Consider the following 21,977-nt stretch of genomic DNA (forward strand, 5'->3'; position numbering starts at 1 on the left):
GGGCGTCAGCCATTGTAGTTACGCTTTATGGAAAGTTACCAGCTCAGGACGGGCGATGCGCAGGTAATCCTGGGTATCCATAATCACGGATTTCTCCAGCAGGCCAGCGTTAAACGCGATTTCGTCAAAACGCTCGAACAGCAGCGGGTCGGCAACCAGCGCCAAATCAGGATGGAAGCTAAAGGGCGGGATAGCGCCGAAAACGCAGGCGGTCAGGGTATCGACCTCGGCCGGGCTGGCGAGGGAGGCCTTTAGCCCGCCAAAATGACTGGCAAGCTGGCTCAGGTCAGCCTGCAGATCGGCGGCGAGGATCGCCAGAACGTGTTTTTTTACGCCGTTTCCCTTCACCTTGCAGACCAGGGCTTTGGCGCCTTGCCGCAGATCGGTTCCGCGAATTTCACTTACCGCTTCACATTTCCCGACCGCCTCGTGCTCCATGACGCGAAACCGCGCGCCCTGCTCGGTGAGTAAGGTAATCAGTTGCTGGTGGGTTCCTGCCCCAATAACGTCGTCAGTCATAACGATTTCCCGGTGATAATCCAGTCGTTCTACATTAACACGGGATGAGCGGGGTCGAAAGAAAACAGCCAGCGCTTTCGCTGGCTGTTTGATTATGCGTTGCTGGTAGAAGATTGCTTGTGGAACAGCTCCCTGAACACCGGATAAATATCATCCTGGTCACGGATATGCTGCATGGCAAAATTATCAAACATCGATTGCAGATGTTCATACTCCCGCCACAGGGTCTGGTGTGCACGGCGGGTGATTTCGATATAGCTGTAGTAACGCACCACCGGCAGAATTTTCTTCGCCAGGATCTCGTGACACAGCGGTGAGTCGTCGGCCCAGTTATCGCCGTCCGACGCCTGCGCGGCATAAATATTCCACTGCGACGGGTCGTAACGCTCTTTCACCACTTCATCCATCAGCTTCAGGGCGCTTGAGACGATGGTCCCGCCGGTCTCCTGCGAGTAGAAGAACTCATGCTCATCCACCTCTTTCGCCTGAGTGTGGTGGCGGATATAGACCACCTCCACGTTCTTATAGGTTCTGCTCAGGAACAGATAGAGCAGAATATAAAAACGCTTCGCCATATCCTTGGTTGCCTGATCCATCGAGCCGGACACGTCCATCAGACAGAACATCACCGCCTGGCTGGAGGGCTCAGGGCGTTTTTCGTAGTTCTTGTAGCGCAGGTCGAAGGTGTCGATAAACGGTACCCGTTCGATCTTCGCCCTCAGCTCTGCAATCTCTTTACGCAGGCGCTCCTCTTCCAGCAGTTGCGCCGGTTCCGTGTTTTCCACGACCTTCAGGTTGCTCTCGAGCTCGCGCAGTTCGCGACGTTTGCCTGCCGTCATGGCCGTGCGTCGCGCCAGCGAGTTCTGCAACGAACGCACGACGCTGATGTTGGCGGGCACGCCGTTGGCGGTATAGCCCGCGCGATGGGTTTTATATTCATTAAGCTGACGATGCTGATTCTTTTTCAGATTCGGCAGCGCCAGGTCTTCAAACAGCAGGTCGAGATATTCATCTTTCGAAATCTGGAAGACAAATTCGTCCTGGCCTTCACCGTCCTGGCTGGCCTGTCCCTGACCGCTTCCTGAACCACCTCCGCCGCCCTGAGGGCGCTCAATTCTGTCGTTCTGAACGAAGTGGTCATTACCTGGGTGTACGCGATGGCGCAGGCCGCCTCGCCCCTGATGAAACATCGGTTCGCTGATGTCATCGGTGGGGATGGAGACAGACTCGCCGCTGTCGACGTCGGTCACCGAGCGTTTGTTGATGGCCTCGGAGATAGACTGTTTAATTTGCGCTTTATAACGACGCAAGAAGCGCTGGCGGTTCACCGTGCTCTTGTTTTTGCCGTTAAGACGCCGGTCAATAAACCAGGTCATATACCCCCCGTACTGCATTTGCCAACTTGCATTTTGTAGGCCCGGCAGGCGCTAAACGCTGCCGGGCACTTGTTTTAAGACGATTTACGCACGCGCAGGTACCATTCGCAGAGCAGGCGGACCTGTTTGCGGGTGTAGCCTTTTTCCATCATACGGTCGACAAAATCGTCGTGTTTTTTCTGTTCATCGGTTGAGGTTTTGGCGTTAAACGAGATCACCGGCAGCAGCTCTTCGGTATTGGAGAACATTTTCTTCTCAATGACCGTGCGCAGTTTCTCGTAGCTGGTCCAGTTCGGATTGCGCCCGTTGTTATGCGCTCTGGCGCGCAGGACGAAGTTCACAATCTCGTTACGGAAGTCTTTCGGGTTGCTGATCCCGGCAGGCTTCTCGATTTTTTCCAGCTCCGCGTTCAGGGATTCACGGTCAAACAGCTGGCCGGTATCCGGGTCGCGGTACTCCTGATCCTGGATCCAGAAGTCAGCGTAGGTGACATAACGGTCGAAAATGTTCTGCCCGTACTCTGAATAGGATTCCAGGTAGGCCGTCTGGATCTCTTTGCCAATGAACTCGGCGTATTTCGGAATCAGGTAACCTTTGAGGAACTCAAGGTAGCGTTCGGCCTGCTCCTGCGGGAACTGCTCGCGCTCGATTTGCTGCTCCAGCACGTAGAACAGATGAACCGGGTTGGCCGCCACTTCCGCATGGTCGAAGTTAAAGACGCGGGAGAGGATCTTAAACGCGAAACGCGTAGACAGACCGTTCATCCCCTCATCAACCCCGGCATAGTCGCGGTATTCCTGATACGACTTCGCTTTCGGGTCGGTATCTTTCAGGCTTTCACCGTCATAGACGCGCATTTTCGAATAGATGCTGGAGTTTTCCGGCTCTTTCAGACGCGAAAGGATGGAGAAGCGTGACAGCGTTTCCAGCGTGCCGGGCGCGCAGGGGGCATGCACCAGCTCACTGTGGTTAAGCAGTTTCTCGTAAATTTTGATCTCTTCGGAGATCCGCAGGCAATAAGGCACCTTGACGATGTACACGCGGTCAAGGAAGGCCTCATTGTTTTTGTTATTACGGAAGGTCACCCATTCAGATTCGTTCGAGTGGGCGAGAATAATCCCGTTAAACGGCAGGGCGGAGATACCTTCCGTCCCGTTGTAGTTGCCTTCCTGAGTCGCCGTCAGCAGCGGATGCAGCACCTTGATTGGCGCTTTAAACATCTCGACGAACTCCATAATCCCCTGGTTCGCGCGGCACAGCGCGCCCGAGTAACCGTAGGCATCCGGATCGTTTTGCGCGAAGTTTTCCAGCTTACGGATGTCGACTTTACCCACCAGCGCCGAGATGTCCTGGTTGTTCTCATCGCCAGGTTCCGTTTTGGCGATGGCGATCTGTTCAAGGATAGACGGCCAGACTTTCACCACGCGGAATTTGGTGATATCGCCACCAAACTCGTGCAGGCGTTTTGCCGCCCACGGCGACATGATGGTGCCGAGATAGCGACGCGGGATGCCATACTCTTTGTCCAGAATCTGCGCATCTTCCTGCGGATTGAACAGGCACAGCGGATGGTCGTTCACCGGGCTGCGTTCACCGTTGGCGCTCAGCACATAGATAGGCACGCGCTGCATCAGCGACTTCAGGCGTTCCGCCAGCGAGGATTTACCGCCGCCCACGGGGCCGAGTAAATAGAGGATCTGTTTCTTCTCTTCCAGACCCTGAGCGGCATGCTTCAGATAGGAGACAATCTGTTCGATGGCATCTTCCATACCATAGAATTCTTCAAACGCCGGATATCGGGCGACCACCCGATTCGAAAAGAGACGGGAAAGCCGAGGCTCCAGGGCAGTGTCAACCATGTTTGGCTCACCAATAGCCATCAATAGCCGTTCTGCCGCATTGGCATAGGCACTGCGATCTTGCCGACAGATGGTAAGAAACTCCTGCAGTGTGAACTCTTCGTCCTTGGCAGCTTCATAGCGCTGGCGATAGTGATCGAATATATTCATGGCATGCCGTCCTTTCGTTTTTTAGCACAGGATAAGAGCCGTTCGTATGAGTAATGGAGGCTCCCGGAAGAGAATCTCTCGCACCTCACTGCCAGAGCAGCAACCTGTGTGCCAGGTCAGACGCTAAGAACCGCAGGTGTTCAGGAAAACTCTTCTTAAATTAAAGCGTAGATGGCATTTGCAAAACTTGCATGCCCAGAAAATCTACTTTCAATGACATATCAATAACTCATCCAAAAATTTCCACTGTCGTTATAAGACAAATGCACGTTTTTCATTCAGCCGTCATATAAATGAAAGCAGGCTGTCATCTGATAAGTTAAAAATAATGGGTTAATCAGACTGATTAGCAGGCAAAAAATTTTGGGATGTACGGGAATGGCGGTTACACTTCATCCGCTGATTATTTGACTACAGGAAAGAATGGATTGTGACCAAACTCAAACTTCTGGCATTAGGCATCCTTGCCGCGACCGCAGTGAACACCGCACAGGCGGAAAGTCAGTGGACGGTTGGCGCGGGTGTTGGCGTCATTAACAGCCCGTACAAACAGTATGACCGTGACGTTTATCCTGTTCCCGTTATCACCTATGAAGGCGATAACGTCTGGTTCCGCGGGCTCGGCGGCGGCTACTATCTCTGGAACGATACGGCCGATAAGCTCTCCATCATGGCCTACTACGATCCAACGCACTTCAAGCCGGGTGACAGCGACAGCCACGCGCTTCGTCAGCTCGACAAGCGCAAAAGCTCGATGATGGCCGGGCTCTCATACGTGCATAACACCCAGTATGGCTTCCTGCGTACGGCCCTGGCAGGCGATACGCTCGATAACAGCAACGGCTTTATCTGGGATCTGGCGTGGCTGTACCGTTATACCAACGGTGGGCTGACCCTGACGCCGGGTATTGGTGTGCAGTACAACAGCGAGAACTACAACGACTACTACTATGGCGTGTCTAAAAACGAGTCCCGCCGCAGTGGTCTGAAGAGCTACAGCGCAGATGACGGCTGGGATCCGTACCTGGAGCTGACCGCGAGCTATAACTTCCTCGGTGACTGGAGCGTGTACGGTACCGGACGCTATGAGCGTCTGAGCGACGAAGTGAAGGATAGCCCGATGGTCGACAAGTCCTGGGCAGGTATTTTCTCTGTCGGCGTGAGCTACAAGTTCTGATTGCGCACTAATATCGTGCAAGTGATGCATTAAAACGGGGCGCGTGCGCCCCGTTTGCTTTGATGTGGTGCAGTAAGATTATCGCTTAACAATACGAATCGTCTGCCCTAAACGAGACGGTTTTTCGTCGCTCGCTTTTTGCGGGGTGCTCACGCAGGCGGTTTCCACGCAGACAAACGTTTTATACCCTTCATCCGTCATGTCGGCCATGCTGACGGACAGCGCCGGGCCCGGGTTCCAGCCCACCACGTCGCTGTGATGATGATGGACCACTTCAATGCCGCGGTTCAGCGCGCCGTCGTGGATCACGCTGCACGCTTCCGGGTGCAGGTAGACGCGGTCGGTACGGTCAGGGAACGTCTGTACGCCGTCGCTCAGTTTACCTTCTTTGGCGTTATCCACTTTGTCGATAAAGGTATCGCCAAGACCGCTCACCTTCACTGCGCCGATATCACCTACGTTGAAGTAAGTGTGCAGGGCTGCGGTGGTTTCAAACTCACCGTGGGCTTCCAGTTCGATTTCACAGGTTTTACCCAGCTTAAAGCGGGCGTACAGGGTGAAATCATGCGGCCAGAGGGCGCGGGTTTCATCATTAGCCTGCAGCTCAAAGGTCAGCACGGCGCCGTTGTCATCTTCGTTGTGCGCTTTCAGCGTCCACTGCTGGTTACGGGCAAAACCGTGAGACGGTAAACCCTGCTGGGCGGACGGGCCGAACCACGGCCAGCAGATCGGTACGCCACCGCGAATAGCCGCCCCTTTTTTGAAGGAGGTCGCATCGCTCAGCCATAAGCCTTCGGCTTCACCTTCCGGTTTCCAGGAGAGCAGGTGGGCGCCGTTCAGCGCCACGGAGGCTTTAACGCGTGGATGGTCAACGACGATAACGTCGGCACCGTCAATCTGACGGCGGGAAAGCACAGGGGTAAGTTGTTCGACTACCGGAAGTGCAAAAATTTTATTAATCATTAAGCAATCCTCTGTCTTATAAATAAAAAAGGCGACCGAAGTCGCCTTTTTGGATCAAACACTCATCTCAACTTATTTAGAGATGTGAGCGATCAGGTCCAGTACTTTGTTAGAGTAGCCAGTTTCGTTGTCGTACCAGGATACCAGTTTAACGAAGTTGTCGTTCAGTGCGATACCCGCTTTAGCATCGAACACGGAAGTGCACACTTCGCCGTTGAAATCGGTAGATACAACGTCGTCTTCGGTGTAGCCCAGAACGCCTTTCATTGCGCCTTCGGAAGCAGCTTTGATTGCTTTCTTAATTTCTTCATAAGAAGCAGCTTTTTCCAGACGAACGGTCAGGTCAACAACGGATACGTTAGGAGTTGGAACGCGGAACGCCATACCAGTCAGTTTGCCATTCAGTTCTGGCAGTACTTTACCTACAGCTTTAGCAGCACCGGTAGAGGATGGGATGATGTTCTGAGCCGCGCCACGGCCGCCACGCCAGTCTTTGTGAGACGGGCCATCAACGGTTTTCTGAGTAGCGGTGGTTGCGTGAACGGTAGTCATCAGACCTTCGATGATGCCGAAGTTGTCGTTGATAACTTTAGCCAGCGGTGCCAGGCAGTTGGTGGTGCAGGATGCGTTAGACACGATATCCTGGCCAGCGTAAGTTTCGAAGTTTGCACCACGAACGAACATTGGGGTGTTGTCTTTGGAAGGACCAGTCAGAACAACTTTCTTCGCACCCGCAGTGATGTGTTTACGTGCAGTTTCGTCGGTCAGGAAGATACCGGTTGCTTCAGCAACAACGTCAACACCGATTTCGTTCCATTTCAGGTTAGCTGGGTCTTTTTCAGCAGTAACGCGGATGGTTTTGCCATTAACAACCAGGTGGCCGTCTTTCACTTCAACGGTGCCGTCGAAACGACCGTGAGTTGAGTCGTACTTCAGCATGTACGCCATGTATTCAGCGTCCAGGAGATCGTTGATACCAACGATTTCGATGTCAGAACGTTTCTGAGCAGCACGGAAAACAATACGGCCGATACGGCCAAAACCGTTGATACCTACTTTGATAGTCATATATTCCACCAGCTATTTGTTAGTGAATAAAAGGTTGCCTGTAAAATTACAAAAACCTTACGCAGCGTCAAGCGGAATCGTGTCAATCATTGCGACAAATCAATCCTGTGACTAACGTTTGTGCGACTGACTCGCCTCACTTTCCCTTTGAGCTCGCACCCATATGGGGGCTGCGCCGGGATTTTAAAGGCCTCGCAGGATAAAAATGTGAGCATGATCACAATTGCCTGACCGCCTTTTCGCGACACATAAGTTTAGATCAAAAGTGCACGCAAGGGTGTTAATGTTTTGTTAGAATCCGGGTTAAAAGATGTCTGTTTCTACAGCGAGATGTAAGCATATGTCGAACCAACGTAACCCTGAAGATTTGAAAAAAAACCTCACAGAAATGCAGTTTTACGTGACGCAGAATCACGGGACGGAACCGCCGTTCACCGGGCGTTTACTGCACAACAAGCGGGACGGCGTCTACCACTGCCTGGTCTGTGATGCGCCGCTGTTTAATTCACAAACGAAATTTGATTCTGGCTGCGGCTGGCCGAGCTTTTACGAGCCGGTGAGCGATGAGGCCATCCGCTACCTGACCGACTCGTCGCACGGCATGGTGCGCACGGAAATTCGCTGCGGCAACTGCGATGCGCACCTTGGGCACGTCTTCCCGGATGGCCCTCAGCCCACGGGCGAGCGTTTCTGCGTGAATTCAGCCTCAATGAGCTTCACTGACGACGAAAACGGCGACCAGGTGAAGGGTTGAAAAAACGATTCAGCAAATTATTCCTTTGAAAGGGCGGGATTGTGAATATTGATGACATGATTAGCGGTATGACGCCGGAGATTTATCAGCGTCTGGTGACCGCCGTAGAGCTGGGAAAATGGCCCGATGGCGTCGCGCTGACCCCGGAGCAAAAAGAGAACAGCCTGCAGCTGGTGATGCTGTGGCAGGCGCGCAATAACACCGACGCACAGCACATGACGATCGACACCCGTGGCCAGATGGTGATGAAGAGCAAGCGTGAGCTGAAAGAAGACTTTGGCATCACGCCGAAGCCGATTGCGACGATGAAAATGCAATAACGGTGCGGGTTGATGCCCTCACCCAACCCTCTCCCACGGGGAGAGGGCTTGATTGTCTTACTACTCATGCGGGATCCCGAGCGACTCCGCCAGCTGTTTCGCTAACTGATTGTTGTCATCAGCCCCGTACTCCCAGAACATCGCCCCGGCAAGACCTTTCTCTTTGATGTAGTCCGCTTTGATCGCCACGGATCGTGGGTTCTCATACGAAATCGCAAACAGCGCGTTGCCATCGGCACCCTTCACCGAGAGCCACGGCACTTTTGCCTGGTCGTCCCAGTGCTCGGTAAAGCGCTGCTGCGGATCGTTCAACAGCTTTTTCACGATATCGTTGTACTTCACGTAGGTATCTTTGGTCAGGTCATAGCCGAGTGACTTGAACAACCCGATCTCCTGCGGCCCGAAGTAGGGCTGGGTAACCGGATTTTTTTGCGCATCCGGTTTGGTCCAGTCGATCCCCGGCTCTACGGCGCGTTTCGGCACGCGGCCATAGAAACCAATCCCGAGATTCATCTGCTGCGGCTTCAGTCCGGCGGCCAGATAGTTGTTCACCACAAAGTCCACGCTGTATTTGTCCGCGGCGGCCACCGTCGGCCAGGTGCTGGAGTCATACAGGTTGGCGTTAAAATACTGCGTACCATACGCCATGTCGTAGGTCATCAGGTTGATGTAGTCGAGCAGGGGCGCAATGGCTTTCACATCCACCCAGCTTTTCGGACTTTCCGCATTCGCGCCTACCGCAATGGTGACCAGCTTTTTATGCCCGAACGCGTCGCGCAACTCTTTCAGCAGGGCGGTAAAGTTATCCCGGTCGGCAGGCTGGCTTGCCACCAGCCCCCAGGCGCCGTTGACCGGATACTCCCAGTCGAGATCGATCCCGTCCAGGCCGTATTTGTCGACAATCTCCTGCGCGGAGCGGATGAACACCGCGCGACTCTCTTGGGTTGCCGCTGCGCCAGAGAAGCCGCGCGCGCCCCAGCCGCCGACGGAAAGCAGCACTTTGAGGTTCGGGTTTTGCTTACGCAGAGTGGGGATTAAGGCCAGATCGGACGCCACTTTTGGCGATAGCCAGATTTGATGCAGCTTCGCCGGATCTTTCAGCGCGGCATTGGTTTCGTCTTTTTCGTCGTTATAGACCAGACCAAACGAGTAGTTCAGATGGGTGATCTGGCGAACGTCCAGTTTATTGATATCGCCACCCGGTCCGGCGGTGACATCGCCACCTCCGTTAAAGTAGCCCACGGACATCATGGAACTGGCGGAGGCAACTGACGCGCAAAGCAGGGGTAATGCTGCCAGCAAGGGCAAACGTTTCATACAAGTTCCTCTTTGACTTAATAAAATTAACCACGCCACGGAAAAGGCGTGGCGAAAAAACAGCCTAAAGAGAATAGCATTGCCGCTTCGCTGAGGATGCGAGGGAGTTCACTTTATGGGGGATCGGAGAGGGGGGATTGCCGGGTAAGCGTCAGCGCCACCCGGCTTAAAAGGCTTACGCCTGCGTCTCCAGCCAGTCTTCGAGCGTATACAGCGTCGCGCCTTCCGCAGCCATATCCATAAACGCCTGAGCGCTGTCCTGCGGGTGAATGTTCACCCCGCGGCAGCCGTCGGTGATGACGCTGACGGTATAACCTAACTGGAGCGCATCCAGCACGGTGAACTTCACGCAGTAGTCCGTCGCCAGGCCCAGCAGAATCAGCTCCGTGATTTCGTGATGACGTAACCACGCGTCCAGCGCCGTTTTCTGACGATGCCCGTTATCAAAAAACGCGCTATAGCTGTCGATAGCCGGGTTTTCACCTTTATGGAACACCGCGTCGATTGCCTTCTGATTCAGGAGCGGATGCAGCGCCGCGCCTTCCGTCTGCTGTACGCAGTGATCCGGCCAGAAGGTTTGCGCCAGCCCGTCGAGCTCTCCCTGAGTGAAGGGCTCGACGTTATGCTGGCTGGCAAAGCTGCCGTGGTTCGCCGGGTGCCAGTCCTGGCTTGCGACAACCGCTTCGCCGCGGGCTTTGCACCAGTCTATCAGCGTGTTGGCCACGTCAACGGTGCTGTCACCTTCGGCGACGGCCAGCGCACCGCCCGCGCAGAAATCATTTTGCAAATCGACCAGTAGCAGGGCGCGTTGCTTCATGAGCACTCCTTATTCGTCCGGGGTCAGCTCGCCGCGCAGGTTTTGCATCATCGCGCTGCGAATGGACTGAATGTCCAGATCCTGACTCAGTAAATAGTGAAGTTTAGTCAGCGTTGCCTCAACGGTCATATCGAAGCCGCTGATGACCCCCGCATGCGCCAGCGCGTTGCCGGTGGCATAGCCGCCCATATTCACTTTACCGGACATACACTGGGTCAGGTTCACGACCACAATTCCGCGCTCGCTGGCTTCCTGAAGCTCTTTCAGAAATTCGCCGTTCTGCGGCGCATTGCCCACGCCGTAGGAGCGCAGGATCAGCGCCTTCACCGGCTGGCGCAGGAAGTTACGCACCACGTCCGCAGAGATACCCGGATAGATGGTGACCACGCCAATCGGTTGCGGAGTAATCGGATGCACGATCAGCTCGCCGGCGGTGTTCGGCGCAGGAGGGGTTCCCAGACGACGGATATGAATACCGGCCTCCAGCAGCGGCTGCAGGTTAGGGGAGGCGAAGGCGTCAAAGCCGTCTGCGTGGGCTTTGGTGGTGCGGTTGCCGCGATACAGACGGTTATTAAAGAACAGCGACACTTCGTTGATCGGGTAATTCGCCGCCACGTACAGGGAGTTCAGCAGGTTGATCTGCCCGTCGGAGCGCAGCTCCGCCAGCGGGATTTGCGACCCGGTGACGATAACCGGCTTGCTCAGGTTCTCCAGCATGAAGGAGAGCGCCGAGGCGGTAAACGCCATGGTGTCGGTGCCGTGCAGGATCACGAAGCCGTCGTACTGGTCGTAATGGGCTTTAATGTCATCCGCGATGTGCTGCCAGTCTTCCGGCGTCATGTCGGAGGAGTCCATCAGTGGCTCGTATTCGTGGATAGTAAAGTCAGGCATTTCCGGACGGTGGAATTCTGGCATCAGCGCAAGCTGACGCTGAAGGTGGCCAGAGACGGGGATATAGCCGTTTTCGGAGCGCTGCATACCGATGGTACCGCCAGTGTAGGCTACATAAATCGATTTCTTCTGCATGGTAGTGAGTTCTTGTTCTTCAAAAGAAAAAAATCCCCTCTTCGCGGGAAGAGGGGACGGTTTTTAACGGACGTTAGCGCAGGTCAGGCAAAACGCGTAACGACTCTGTGGATCGTTAAAGGCCGCAAGCTTATCGCTTTCTGCCTTCATCGCTTTTGCCGCCGTGGCGACTGGCGCAGGCAGGTAAGCCTGCAGCGCCTCCGGCAGCATGGCGCGTACCGAGCCGGACATGCTGTCCATGACCATATCGAAGAACGACGGTTCGTCCTGGTAATACTCGATATGCCACTGCTTCAGCTTCGCCAGTTCGGCGGCTTTCTTCACCGCGTCATCGAAGTCACCCAGGCTGTCCACCAGTCCGTTGCTCTTCGCATCCTGACCGGTCCAGACGTGGCCCTGCGCAATCTGGTCGATCTGCTCAGGCGTTTTTTTACGCGAGTCTGCGACCAGGGTGATAAAGCGTTTATAGCCGTTCTCAATGCTGAGCTGCATCATCTCAGAGACTTCCGGCGGCAGGGATTTGGTCACCGACACATCCGCCAGCGGAGAGGTCGCTACGCCATCGGTATGCACGCCCAGGGAATCCAGGCTGTTCTCTACGGTGTTGATCACCCCGAAGATACCAATCGAACCGGTCAGCGTGCTTGGGTTAGCCACGATGTAGTTGGCTGGCGTTGAGATCCAGTAACCCCCGGAGGCGGCCATTCCGCCCATTGAGACGACGACCGGCTTGCCGGCGGCGCGGGCCGCGGCCAGTTCAGCGCGGATCACCTCGGAGGCGCTCACGCTGCCGCCAGGGCTGTTGACCCGCAGGACAATCGCTTTCACTTTCGGATCCAGGCGCGCATCGCGGATTTGTGACGCGGTAGTATCGCCGCCCACGTTCCCCGGGGTCTCCTGACCGTCCATGATCGCACCGTTGGCAAAGACCACCGCGACGCTGTCACCGCTGTCATCCGGCTTTTTCGTCGAGTAATCATACATGCTGATGGCGCTGTAGTTTTTATCCTCTTTGCTCCAGCCAAACTGCTTGCTCAGGGATTTTTCAATCTCGGCGCTAGTGCCCAGGGCATCAACCAGTTTGTTATCCAGCGCATATTTCGCGGTATCGCCGTCAACCTTACGCAGGCCTTCCAGCACGCCCTGCGCGCCAGGGAACGCCTGCTCAGGCGTAATCTGACGGTTCGCGGCAACGGTGCCCAGATAGTTCTGCCACAGCTCGCCAATCCAGCGGCTGTCCGCTTCGCGGGCGGCAGGGGACATATCGTCGCGGATAAACGGCTCAACGGCGGATTTATAGGTACCGACGCGGAAGACGTGGGTGGTGACCTTCAGCTTGTCGAGCAGCGATTTGTAGTACAGGCCGTTGGTGGCAAAGCCGTGCAGATCCACCGTACCCTGCGGGGAGAGCCAGATCTTATTGGCGAAGCTCGCCAGATAATATTGCCCCTGGCTGTAGCTGTCGCCCACGGCAATCACCGGCTTGCCGCTGTCGCGGAATTCGCGCAGCGCTTTACCGATGTACTGCATTGAAGGCTGATCGCCTCCGGCAAAATCTTTCAGATCCAGCACGATCCCGGTGATGTTACGGTCGTTTTTGGCCTGGCGGATGGTATCGACGATATCAAACAGGGAGTTTTCCTGCAGACGATCTGAGGTTGCGCCAAACAGCTGGCGACCAATCACGCTCAGGCGACTGCTGGTGGACGGCTTATCAACGATAACGCCGGTGATATCAAGTAATAGCGCGCCGCGCGTTGAATGCTGCGCCTGATTCGCGTTACTGATATGCATCCAGATGCCCGCGCAAACCAGAACCAGGAAGATGAAGAAGATGTTCATCACCAGGTTGCGGACGAAGTTGAGCAGTCTCCACGTCCATTTAAAGAAACCGGCAATGATTCGCCAAAGGGTTCGCATGTATTCTCCCTAACCAGAAAATGACTGTTTCCGTCGCCACTGGACGGTAATGTTGGGTTATCGTAATGACCCAACCGCCACTTGTCAGCAGGAATCGCCTGCCAGGCTGTAACAAAATCTGCCGCCGTGTTAATTTTGTGAGTAAATTTCAAGAAAGGAGTTAACCAATGGACGCACTCGAACTGCTTGTTAACCGCCGTAGCGCTTCCCGTCTGGCCGAACCTGCCCCGGCAGGCGAGCAGCTGGAGAACATTCTGCGTGCCGGCATGCGTGCCCCCGATCATGGCACGCTGCAGCCATGGCACTTCTTTGTGATTGAAGGCGAAGGCCGCGATCGTTTCAGTCTGCTGCTGGAGCAGGGGGCGGTGGCAGCCGGGCAGGATGAGAAAGGGATCGACAAGGCGCGCAATGCTCCGTTCCGCGCGCCGATGATCGTCACCGTCGTGGCAAAATGCCAGGCCGACCATAAGGTGCCGGTTTGGGAGCAGGAAATGTCCGCAGGCTGTGCGGTGATGGCGATGCAAATGGCCGCTGTCGCACAAGGCTTCAACGGTATCTGGCGCACCGGCCCGCTGACCGAAAGCCCGGCGGTCCGGGACGGTTTTGGCTGCGGTGAGCATGACAAAATTGTCGGCTTCCTCTACCTCGGTACCCCGCAGCTTAAAGCCTCCAGCACCATCAGCGTGCCGGACACCACGCCTTTCGTCAGCCGTTTCTGATAACGCACGCTAAACTGTCTGGATTCTGAGCATCTGCCGCAGAATTCAGACAGTCATACTTACCTCTTTATGGAATGAGCGCTACCATAGCGCGATTGAGATGACAGGAGACGTCCATGAGCGAGCAAACCATTCGTTTAACGCAGTACAGCCACGGAGCCGGTTGCGGTTGTAAAATTTCCCCGAAAGTGCTGGAGACCATCCTGCACAGTGAACAGGCGAAGTTTGTCGACCCGAACCTGCTTGTCGGCAACGAAACGCGTGACGATGCTGCAGTTTATGACTTAGGTAACGGCACCAGTATTATCAGCACCACCGACTTCTTTATGCCGATTGTCGACAACCCGTTCGACTTCGGTCGCATTGCGGCCACCAACGCCATCAGCGATATCTTTGCCATGGGGGGGAAGCCGATCATGGCGATTGCCATTCTGGGCTGGCCGATCAACACCATCCCGCCGGAAGTGGCTCGTGAAGTGATTGATGGCGGCCGTTTTGCCTGCCAGCAGGCGGGAATTGCGCTGGCCGGCGGTCACTCTATTGATGCACCTGAACCGATCTTCGGCCTGGCCGTCACCGGCGTGGTGCCGACCGAACGCGTGAAGCGCAACAGCACCGCGCAGGCGGGCTGTAAGCTGTTCCTCACCAAGCCGCTGGGCATTGGCGTGCTGACCACCGCCGAGAAAAAGTCCCTGCTGAAACCGGAGCACAAAGGTCTGGCAACGGAAGTGATGTGCCAGATGAACCTCGCCGGTGCGGCATTCGCCAATATCGACGGCGTGAAGGCGATGACCGACGTCACCGGTTTTGGTCTGCTGGGACACCTCTCTGAGGTCTGTCAGGGCGCGGGCGTGCAGGCGCAGATCTGGTATCAGGACGTGCCGAAGCTGCCGGGCGTGGAAGAGTATATTGCTCAGGGCGCGGTCCCGGGCGGTACCCAGCGCAACTTCGCCAGCTACGGTCACCTGATGGGCGAAATGCCTGAGGAGTGGCGCAACCTGCTGTGCGATCCGCAAACCTCCGGCGGCCTGCTGCTGGCGGTGACGCCGGAGTCAGAAGCTGACGTTCAGGCGACCGCCGCCGAGTTCGGCATCACCCTGACGGCGATCGGCGAGCTGGTGACCGCGCGCGGTGGCCGACCGATGATAGAGATCCGTTAATTCGATGCGGTTGTTTATTGCCGAAAAGCCGAGCCTGGCCCGTGCCATCGCCGACGTGCTGCCTAAGCCGCATCGCAAAGGCGACGGCTTTATCGAATGCGGTAACGGGCAGGTGGTCACCTGGTGTATCGGTCACCTGCTTGAGCAGGCGCAGCCTGATGTCTATGACAGCCGCTACGCCCGCTGGAATTTAAACGATCTGCCCATCGTGCCGGAAAAATGGCGCCTGCAGCCCCGGCCTTCGGTCACCAAACAGCTCAACGTGATCAAGCGCTTCCTGCATGAAGCCGAAGAAATCGTGCACGCGGGTGACCCGGACAGGGAAGGGCAGCTGCTGGTCGATGAGGTGCTGGACTATCTGGAGCTGGCGCCGGAAAAGCGCCAGCAGGTGCAGCGCTGTCTGATCAACGACCTCAACCCGCAGGCGGTGGAGCGAGCCATTTCGCGCCTGCGCGCCAACAGCGAGTTTATTCCGCTGTGCGTCTCGGCGCTCGCGCGTGCCCGCGCCGACTGGCTGTACGGTATCAACATGACCCGCGCCTACACCATCCTCGGGCGCAACGCGGGCTATCAGGGCGTGCTCTCCGTGGGGCGCGTGCAGACGCCGGTGCTGGGGCTGGTCGTGCGTCGTGACGAAGAGATTGAGAACTTCGTCGCTAAAGATTTTTTTGAAGTGAAAGCGCATATCGTCACGCCTAAAGACGAACGCTTTACCGCCGTCTGGCAGCCAAGCGATGCCTGCGAATCCTATCAGGATGAAGAGGGGCGCCTGCTCCATCGTCCGCTGGCCGATCATGTGGTTAACCGCATTACCGGGCAGCCGGCTATCGTTACCAGCTATAACGATAAACGGGAATCAGAACCCGCGCCGCTGCCGTTCTCGCTGTCGGCCCTGCAGATTGAGGCGGCCAAAAAGTTTGGCTTGAGCGCGCAGAACGTGCTGGATATCTGCCAGAAGCTCTACGAAACCCATAAGCTCATCACCTATCCGCGTTCGGACAGCCGCTATCTGCCGGAAGAGCACTTTGCCGGACGTCATTCGGTGATGAACGCCATTAGCGTGCACGCGCCGGATCTGCTGCCGCAGCCGGTGGTGAACCCGGACACCCATAACCGCTGCTGGGACGATAAAAAGGTGGACGCCCACCACGCGATTATCCCGACGGCGCGTGCCAGCAGCGTCAACCTGACCGACAACGAAGCGAAGGTCTATAACCTGATCGCCCGTCAGTACCTGATGCAGTTCTGCCCGGACGCGGTGTTCCGCAAATGCGTAATCGAACTGGAAATCGCGAAAGGGAAATTTATTGCTAAAGCCCGTTTCCTTGCAGAAGCAGGCTGGCGCACGCTGTTGGGGAACAAAGAGCGTGACGAGGAGAACGACGGCACGCCGCTGCCGGTAGTTGCTAAAGATGACGAACTGCTGTGCGAGAAGGGCGAAGTGGTTGAACGTCAGACTCAGCCGCCGCGCCATTTCACCGATGCGACGCTGCTGTCGGCGATGACCGGGATCGCCCGCTTTGTGCAGGATAAAGATCTGAAGAAGATCCTGCGCGCCACCGACGGTCTGGGTACGGAAGCAACCCGCGCGGGGATCATCGAGCTGCTCTTTAAGCGCGGTTTTCTTGAGAAAAAGGGGCGCTATATCCATTCGACCGAGCCGGGCCGCGCGCTGATTCACTCCCTGCCGGAGCTGGCCGCCAGGCCGGACATGACCGCGCACTGGGAATCGGTGCTGACGCAGATCAGCGAGAAGCAGTGCCGCTATCAGGACTTTATGCAGCCGCTGGTGGGGACGCTTTACCAGCTGATCGATCAGGCGCGCAGCACGCCGGTGAAGCGCTTCAGAGGGATGGTTGCACCAGGCGCGGGGGTTAAGAAACCGTTTAAAAAGAAGAAAAGCGCGGCCTGATACGCCCGGTTTTCTCCCTCTCCCTGTGGGAGAGGGCCGGGGTGAGGGCACCCGGCCGCACGATATAAACCTTAAATCACACCCTGCCCGATCATCGCATCCGCCACCTTCACGAATCCGGCGATATTCGCCCCGCGCACGTAGTTGGTTTGCGACGCTTCACCGCCGTACTCCACGCAGGCGTGGTGAATATCCAGCATGATATGGTGCAGGCGCGCATCCACTTTTTCTGCCTTCCAGCCGAGACGCGCGGCGTTTTGCGCCATCTCGAGGCCGGAGGTTGCCACGCCACCGGCGTTAGCGGCCTTGCCCGGTGCAAACAGCACGCCCGCATCCAGGAACAGATTGGTCGCGTCGATGGTGGTCGGCATGTTCGCCCCTTCGGCCACCGCTTTTACGCCGTTGCTAATCAACGTGCGCGCGGCTTCAACGTCCAGCTCGTTCTGCGTGGCGCACGGCAGGGCGATATCCACCGGCACGCCCCACGGCTGTTTTCCTTCCAGGTAGGTCAGGCCAAACTCCCGGGCGTAATCCGCCACGCGTCCATCGCGGCTGGCTTTGATTTCACACAGGCGCGCCAGCTTCTCTGCCGTGAAGCCCGCTTCATCCACCACCGTGCCGCTGGAGTCAGAGGCGGTTACCACGCGAGCGCCAAACTGCATCGCTTTCTCAATCGCGTACTGCGCCACGTTACCGGAGCCGGACACCGCGACGCGCATGCCTTCAAAGCCTAAACCGTGGCGCTTGAGCATGGCCTCGGTGAAGTAAACCAGGCCGTACCCGGTCGCTTCCGGGCGAATCAGGCTCCCGCCAAACGACAGCCCCTTGCCGGTAAAGACGCAGGCGCTGTTGTTGGAGAGCTTTTTCATCATCCCGGCCATAAAGCCCACTTCACGTCCGCCGACGCCGATATCACCGGCAGGAACGTCGGTATCCGGGCCGAGGTGACGGTAGAGTTCGGTCATCAGCGCCTGGCAGAAGCGCATCACTTCGCCTTCGCTTTTGCCTTTCGGATCGAAATCGCTTCCGCCTTTCCCGCCGCCCATCGGCAGCGTGGTGAGGGCGTTTTTAAAGGTCTGCTCGAAGCCGAGGAATTTCAGGATCGACAGGTTCACGGAAGGATGGAAGCGCATGCCGCCCTTAAACGGGCCAATGGCCGAGTTAAACTGCACGCGCCACGCGCGGTTGACCTGCACCTGATTGCGATCGTCCACCCACGTCACGCGGAACTGGATCACGCGCTCTGGCTCGACAAGGCGTTCAAGCAGAGACATCTGGCGATAGCGCGGGTTTTGTTCAAGGAAGGGCCACAGGGTGGTCATCACTTCACGCACGGCCTGCGCGAACTCGCTTTGGTGCGGGTCGCGCTGCTGAACATGGGCAAGGAAACTTTCCAGAGAGCGTGTCTGATCCATAGATATAAGAACCTCTTATAATAATGTTTGTATATGACTTATACGTTTTGTGTTGTTTTTTTGACTATACCACCCGTACCGCTTTGTGTGGCAAGCAGAAATGTAGGGCGAAAGGGAAATTAATGACATGTGCTGTGTCATAACCAAAAGCGATGAAGAGATAAATTAAAGGTTCCGCTCTGGTTTACCGTTATAGTCATTATCAAGGAACAACAGGAAGATGTGTCTATGAACCGTTATCTACTCACCGCGTTATGTCTGATCTTCACTGCTGGCGCGCAGGCTGACCGCATTCGTCCGGATGTGGAAGTGAATGTGCCGCCGGAAGTGTTTAGCTCCAGCGGTCAGAATCAAACGGTGCAGCCCTGCAATCAGTGCTGTATCTATCAGAATCAGAACTACTCGGAAGGGGCCGTGGTGAAAGCAGACGGCGTGCTGCTGCAGTGCCAGCGCGACGAGCGCGTTATCGGCACGAACCCGCTGGTCTGGCGTCGCGTAAAACAATAAACGCTTCCAGCAGCGGAATATCCGCGGGGGCCAGGGCGTAGCCAAACGCCTCTTCCGGCGTACACCACGCCAGCGCGCTGTGGTAGTGCGCCGTGAGCTCGCCGCTAAACGCAGGAACGTGCCAGGCGTGCAGGTAGATTAACCGCTGCGAGACTTCGCGCTGGTGGCTTGCTACATATTGCGCAGGCAGCGCTTCAATACCCAACTCTTCACGCAGCTCGCGGATAAGCGCCTCGGGCTGGGTTTCTCCGGCCTCGACTTTGCCGCCTGCAAATTCCCACATGCCCGGCTGGTCGGCGTGGGCAGGGCGCTGCGCAAGTAAAATTTTGTCGTCTTTTTCGATGATAGCGGCAACGACATCGAGTGTTTTCAGCATGGTCGTCAATAATTGATAGCGAAAAAAGACATATTATCGTGCCCTTTCTCAGAGTCCAGTAATCAGGAGAATCAGGTGAAAGAGACCACCGCCTGGGTTGCCCCTATCGAATCCCTTCCCGCCAGCCTTAAACCGATTGCCGCCATGCAGAAAAAGCATTTTGGCGCGATGCTGAATCCCACCCGCTGGTGGGGGCGCATGCCTCGTCTGTTCTGGCTGGTGGCGCTGTTCGTCGGTTTTCTGGAGCGTCGTCGCGCGCGCCTGACGCCCGTGCTTCGTTCGCTGCTCATGACGCGGGTATCCCAGCTCTGCCACTGCGCTTTCTGTATTGATGCCAACAGCCTGCGGCTGGCCGAGCGCTGCGGCGCGCTGGATAAGGTGCAGGCCGTGGGGGACTGGCAGGATTCCACTTTGTTCTCCGAGCAGGAGCGCGCGGCGCTGGCCTACGCCGAGGCGGTGACCGCCACGCCGCCCCGGGCGGATGAGGCCATCAGAACGGCGCTGAAGCGCCACTTTACGGATGACGCCATCACCGAGATGACGGCGCTCATTGCCTTTCAGAATCTCTCCGCCCGCTTTAATGCCGCACTGGATATTCCGGCTCAGGGGCTGTGCGCCACGTTTAATGAGACGCCTCATGCTTGACCGTCACCTGCACCCGCGGGTAAAGCCCGTTCTGAATCGTCTGGTTTCCGTGCTGGACAGGCCGGGCATTACGCCCGACGGATTAACCCTTACCGGGTTTGCGATTGGCGTGCTGGCGCTGCCGTTTCTGGCCCTCGGCTGGTATCCTGCTGCGCTGGTCGCCATCGTGCTTAACCGCCTGCTGGACGGTCTGGACGGGGCGCTGGCGCGCCGCAGAGGGCTGACCGATGCGGGAGGATTTCTCGATATCGCGCTCGACTTTCTGTTCTACGCCCTGGTGCCGTTTGGCTTTGCGCTCGCTGCTCCCGCAGAGAATGCGCTGGCGGCCGCCTGGCTGCTGTTTGCGTTTATTGGTACCGGCAGCAGTTTTCTGGCGTTTGCGGCGCTGGCCGCGAAGCACGACATCGACAACCCCGGCTATGCGCACAAGTCGTTTTATTACATCGGCGGGTTAACGGAAGGGACGGAGACCATCGCGCTGTTTGTGCTGTGCTGCCTTTTCCCGGCGCACTTCACGCTTTTCGCGTGGGTATTTGGCGCGCTGTGCTGGCTGACCACCACAACGCGCGTCTGGAGCGGCTACGTGACGCTGAAGTCACTCAACCCTTAGAGAGCGCTTTCTGGCCCGCGCTCACCGGTTGTCACCGGGTTCTGCGGGTGACTGCTCCATTCGTACCAGCCGCCGTCATAGACGGCGATATTCTTCCAGCCCATCGCCCGGGCGTACATAAAGGTTTCGGACGCCCGCCAGCCGGTGCCGCAGTAAAACGCGACGTGCTGTTCCGGCAGAATATTCCAGCGCTTCCACTGGGCGGCGATGTCGTCCGCACTGCGCATGGTGCCATCCGGGTTATGGAAATCCTCCATGTGGGTAGCATCGCTGCCCGCATGACCCCAGCGGGCACCGGCTATTTCACCTTTTGGCTTGATGTAGCTGTAGCCGCTGGTTTCGCCGATGAACTCCGGCCACGAACGAATGCTGACCAGGGAGGCATCCTGACGGTGCAGCATCCCGCGCGCCTGTTCCATATCGACCATCAGCTGCGGCTGGCCGGGGATTGGCGCGCCGAAATCGGGGGCTGGCGTCACTTTGCCGGGCGTGCCGCGCTCAACCGGGAGGTCTGCATCTGACCACGCCTTCCAGCCGCCGTCGAGAATACGCACATCCTTCACGCCCGCATACAGCATAATCTGCGCCACGCGCGCGGCGGCGTAAACGTCACGACCATACAAGATGACGGTGGTGTCGTGGCGGATCCCGTGCTTCGCCAGCATCGCTTTCAGCTTGTCGTCGGAGACTTTATTCCACAGCGGCTCGCTTTCCACTTCGTTAGTATCAATGTAGCCCGCGCCGGGAATGTGGTTCAGCAGGTAAAACTTCGGTGCGCCCCAGGCGGCTTCGATCACTTTCCAGTCACCCGACGGCGCGGCGGTCACGGGTTTACCCTGCTGGAGGCGGTGGATCCACTGCGGGTAAACCAGCTGTTCAAAGTGAGGCAGGCGCTGAAGGCGGTCTGGGGTCTGCAGTGCGTCGCTGAGCAGCGAAACGTGGCGGTATCCGGCTTTCTCCAGGCGGGCTTTCACCGCCTGGTTATCGTTCTCGTCGCCATACAGGGCGATGGTCGTTGAAGGGGTAAGCTGATGCCGTTTTGCCCAAAGCGCAATCTGCTCGTCGCTCATGGCGCTGAGCCAGGCGGCAGCAAGGTTGAGCGCGGCGGGTTCATGCCCGGAGGGGCCGCTGAGCGTCTGCGGCCAGCCGTTATAGAAGGTGCTGGCGCGGGTGTCGACAGGCGTGCCGTGCTGCGCCTGAAGCTGAGACAGCGTGATGGCGTTGGGCATATCAGCCGCCAGCGAGGAAAAAGAAGCGAGGCCGCAGAGCAGGGCCAGCGCGGTCAGTTGAGAAACACGTTTCATCGAATAACCTGACGTCAGTAAAAGAGGGGGGCATTGTCGTCTCTCCCGAATCGGAAAACATTG

The 21,977-nt window shown here is 56.9% G+C and carries 21 protein-coding genes; 9 read left to right on the forward strand and 12 right to left on the reverse strand.

Features of this window, described 5'->3' with window-relative positions; all coding sequences use genetic code 11:
- Positions 1 to 18: 18 nt before the first annotated feature.
- From OTG14_RS04720 to yeaG, 3 genes are all read right to left on the reverse strand, one after another.
- Positions 19 to 519, reverse strand: coding sequence for a YbaK/prolyl-tRNA synthetase associated domain-containing protein (locus OTG14_RS04720; RefSeq protein ID WP_047651996.1), 501 nt, complete (start codon positions 517 to 519; stop codon positions 19 to 21).
- A 92-nt stretch (positions 520 to 611) separates the two neighbouring features.
- Positions 612 to 1,895 (reverse strand): YeaH/YhbH family protein, encoded by a 1,284-nt coding sequence (locus OTG14_RS04725; protein WP_148769065.1) that lies wholly within the window; start codon positions 1,893 to 1,895, stop codon positions 612 to 614.
- Between the two features lie 74 nt (positions 1,896 to 1,969).
- Positions 1,970 to 3,904, reverse strand: a complete 1,935-nt coding sequence (gene yeaG / locus OTG14_RS04730; RefSeq protein WP_008500713.1) for a protein kinase YeaG — start codon at positions 3,902 to 3,904, stop codon at positions 1,970 to 1,972.
- Between the two features lie 430 nt (positions 3,905 to 4,334).
- Between yeaG and OTG14_RS04735 the strand changes: the two genes are divergently transcribed.
- Positions 4,335 to 5,081, forward strand: coding sequence for a MipA/OmpV family protein (locus OTG14_RS04735; protein ID WP_024908575.1), 747 nt, complete (start codon positions 4,335 to 4,337; stop codon positions 5,079 to 5,081).
- A 78-nt stretch (positions 5,082 to 5,159) separates the two neighbouring features.
- Here OTG14_RS04735 and OTG14_RS04740 read toward each other — a convergent pair whose 3' ends face one another.
- A complete protein-coding gene (locus OTG14_RS04740; protein WP_048990777.1) occupies positions 5,160 to 6,044 on the reverse strand; it encodes a D-hexose-6-phosphate mutarotase in 885 nt (294 codons plus the stop codon).
- Positions 6,045 to 6,116: 72 nt separating this feature from the next.
- Positions 6,117 to 7,112, reverse strand: a complete 996-nt coding sequence (gene gapA, locus OTG14_RS04745) for a glyceraldehyde-3-phosphate dehydrogenase (RefSeq protein ID WP_014831506.1) — start codon at positions 7,110 to 7,112, stop codon at positions 6,117 to 6,119.
- Between the two features lie 340 nt (positions 7,113 to 7,452).
- Between gapA and msrB the strand changes: the two genes are divergently transcribed.
- Together msrB and OTG14_RS04755 are read left to right on the forward strand one after the other, a co-directional pair.
- The gene (gene msrB, locus OTG14_RS04750; protein ID WP_024908573.1) at positions 7,453 to 7,866 is read left to right on the forward strand and encodes a peptide-methionine (R)-S-oxide reductase MsrB; all 414 of its coding nucleotides are present in this window, start codon (positions 7,453 to 7,455) and stop codon (positions 7,864 to 7,866) included.
- A 56-nt stretch (positions 7,867 to 7,922) separates the two neighbouring features.
- Positions 7,923 to 8,186 carry a YeaC family protein gene (locus OTG14_RS04755; protein ID WP_249430361.1) on the forward strand — a complete coding sequence of 88 codons (264 nt, stop codon included), beginning with the start codon at positions 7,923 to 7,925 and terminating at the stop codon, positions 8,184 to 8,186.
- 60 nt (positions 8,187 to 8,246) lie between these two features.
- On the opposite strand, the gene chiD is transcribed toward OTG14_RS04755, so the two are convergent.
- From chiD to sppA, 4 genes are all read right to left on the reverse strand, one after another.
- Entirely contained in the window at positions 8,247 to 9,503 is a 1,257-nt protein-coding gene (gene chiD / locus OTG14_RS04760; protein WP_267214657.1) for a chitinase ChiD, read from the reverse strand.
- Between the two features lie 175 nt (positions 9,504 to 9,678).
- Positions 9,679 to 10,320, reverse strand: a complete 642-nt coding sequence (gene pncA, locus OTG14_RS04765) for a bifunctional nicotinamidase/pyrazinamidase (protein ID WP_267214658.1) — start codon at positions 10,318 to 10,320, stop codon at positions 9,679 to 9,681.
- A gap of 9 nt (positions 10,321 to 10,329) precedes the next feature.
- Positions 10,330 to 11,346, reverse strand: coding sequence for an asparaginase (gene ansA / locus OTG14_RS04770; protein ID WP_008500705.1), 1,017 nt, complete (start codon positions 11,344 to 11,346; stop codon positions 10,330 to 10,332).
- Between the two features lie 63 nt (positions 11,347 to 11,409).
- The gene (gene sppA / locus OTG14_RS04775; RefSeq protein ID WP_024908569.1) at positions 11,410 to 13,266 is read right to left on the reverse strand and encodes a signal peptide peptidase SppA; all 1,857 of its coding nucleotides are present in this window, start codon (positions 13,264 to 13,266) and stop codon (positions 11,410 to 11,412) included.
- A gap of 167 nt (positions 13,267 to 13,433) precedes the next feature.
- On the opposite strand from sppA, the gene OTG14_RS04780 reads away from it, so the two are divergent.
- The 3 genes from OTG14_RS04780 (at position 13,434) to OTG14_RS04790 (ending at position 17,057) form a co-directional block, all read left to right on the forward strand.
- Positions 13,434 to 13,985 carry an NAD(P)H nitroreductase gene (locus tag OTG14_RS04780; RefSeq protein WP_267214659.1) on the forward strand — a complete coding sequence of 184 codons (552 nt, stop codon included), beginning with the start codon at positions 13,434 to 13,436 and terminating at the stop codon, positions 13,983 to 13,985.
- Between the two features lie 116 nt (positions 13,986 to 14,101).
- Positions 14,102 to 15,145 (forward strand): selenide, water dikinase SelD, encoded by a 1,044-nt coding sequence (gene selD / locus OTG14_RS04785; RefSeq protein ID WP_024908567.1) that lies wholly within the window; start codon positions 14,102 to 14,104, stop codon positions 15,143 to 15,145.
- 4 nt (positions 15,146 to 15,149) lie between these two features.
- Positions 15,150 to 17,057, forward strand: coding sequence for a DNA topoisomerase III (locus OTG14_RS04790; RefSeq protein WP_267214660.1), 1,908 nt, complete (start codon positions 15,150 to 15,152; stop codon positions 17,055 to 17,057).
- A gap of 71 nt (positions 17,058 to 17,128) precedes the next feature.
- Here the strand turns inward: OTG14_RS04790 and gdhA are convergent, their stop codons facing one another.
- Positions 17,129 to 18,472 (reverse strand): NADP-specific glutamate dehydrogenase, encoded by a 1,344-nt coding sequence (gene gdhA / locus OTG14_RS04795; protein ID WP_208763778.1) that lies wholly within the window; start codon positions 18,470 to 18,472, stop codon positions 17,129 to 17,131.
- Positions 18,473 to 18,700: 228 nt separating this feature from the next.
- Here gdhA and OTG14_RS04800 point away from each other — a divergent pair, with 228 nt between their 5' ends.
- Positions 18,701 to 18,979, forward strand: coding sequence for a YnjH family protein (locus tag OTG14_RS04800; RefSeq protein WP_024908564.1), 279 nt, complete (start codon positions 18,701 to 18,703; stop codon positions 18,977 to 18,979).
- Here OTG14_RS04800 and OTG14_RS04805 read toward each other — a convergent pair.
- Positions 18,936 to 19,355, reverse strand: a complete 420-nt coding sequence (locus OTG14_RS04805) for a pyrimidine (deoxy)nucleoside triphosphate diphosphatase (protein WP_280924526.1) — start codon at positions 19,353 to 19,355, stop codon at positions 18,936 to 18,938. The two genes, OTG14_RS04800 and OTG14_RS04805, sit on opposite strands and share 44 nt — an antisense overlap.
- A gap of 75 nt (positions 19,356 to 19,430) precedes the next feature.
- Here OTG14_RS04805 and OTG14_RS04810 point away from each other — a divergent pair, with 75 nt between their 5' ends.
- Both OTG14_RS04810 and OTG14_RS04815 read left to right on the forward strand, forming a co-directional pair.
- Positions 19,431 to 20,000 carry a carboxymuconolactone decarboxylase family protein gene (locus tag OTG14_RS04810; RefSeq protein WP_267214661.1) on the forward strand — a complete coding sequence of 190 codons (570 nt, stop codon included), beginning with the start codon at positions 19,431 to 19,433 and terminating at the stop codon, positions 19,998 to 20,000.
- Positions 19,993 to 20,610, forward strand: a complete 618-nt coding sequence (locus OTG14_RS04815) for a CDP-alcohol phosphatidyltransferase family protein (protein WP_267214662.1) — start codon at positions 19,993 to 19,995, stop codon at positions 20,608 to 20,610. The genes OTG14_RS04810 and OTG14_RS04815 overlap by 8 nt, the downstream gene beginning before the upstream one ends.
- Here the strand turns inward: OTG14_RS04815 and OTG14_RS04820 are convergent.
- Positions 20,607 to 21,914, reverse strand: a complete 1,308-nt coding sequence (locus OTG14_RS04820) for a sulfurtransferase (RefSeq protein WP_267214663.1) — start codon at positions 21,912 to 21,914, stop codon at positions 20,607 to 20,609. The genes OTG14_RS04815 and OTG14_RS04820 overlap by 4 nt on opposite strands.
- Positions 21,915 to 21,977: the final 63 nt, after the last annotated feature.

It is taken from the genome of Enterobacter pseudoroggenkampii, from assembly GCF_026420145.1.
In the GTDB taxonomy this organism is placed as follows: domain Bacteria; phylum Pseudomonadota; class Gammaproteobacteria; order Enterobacterales; family Enterobacteriaceae; genus Enterobacter; species Enterobacter pseudoroggenkampii.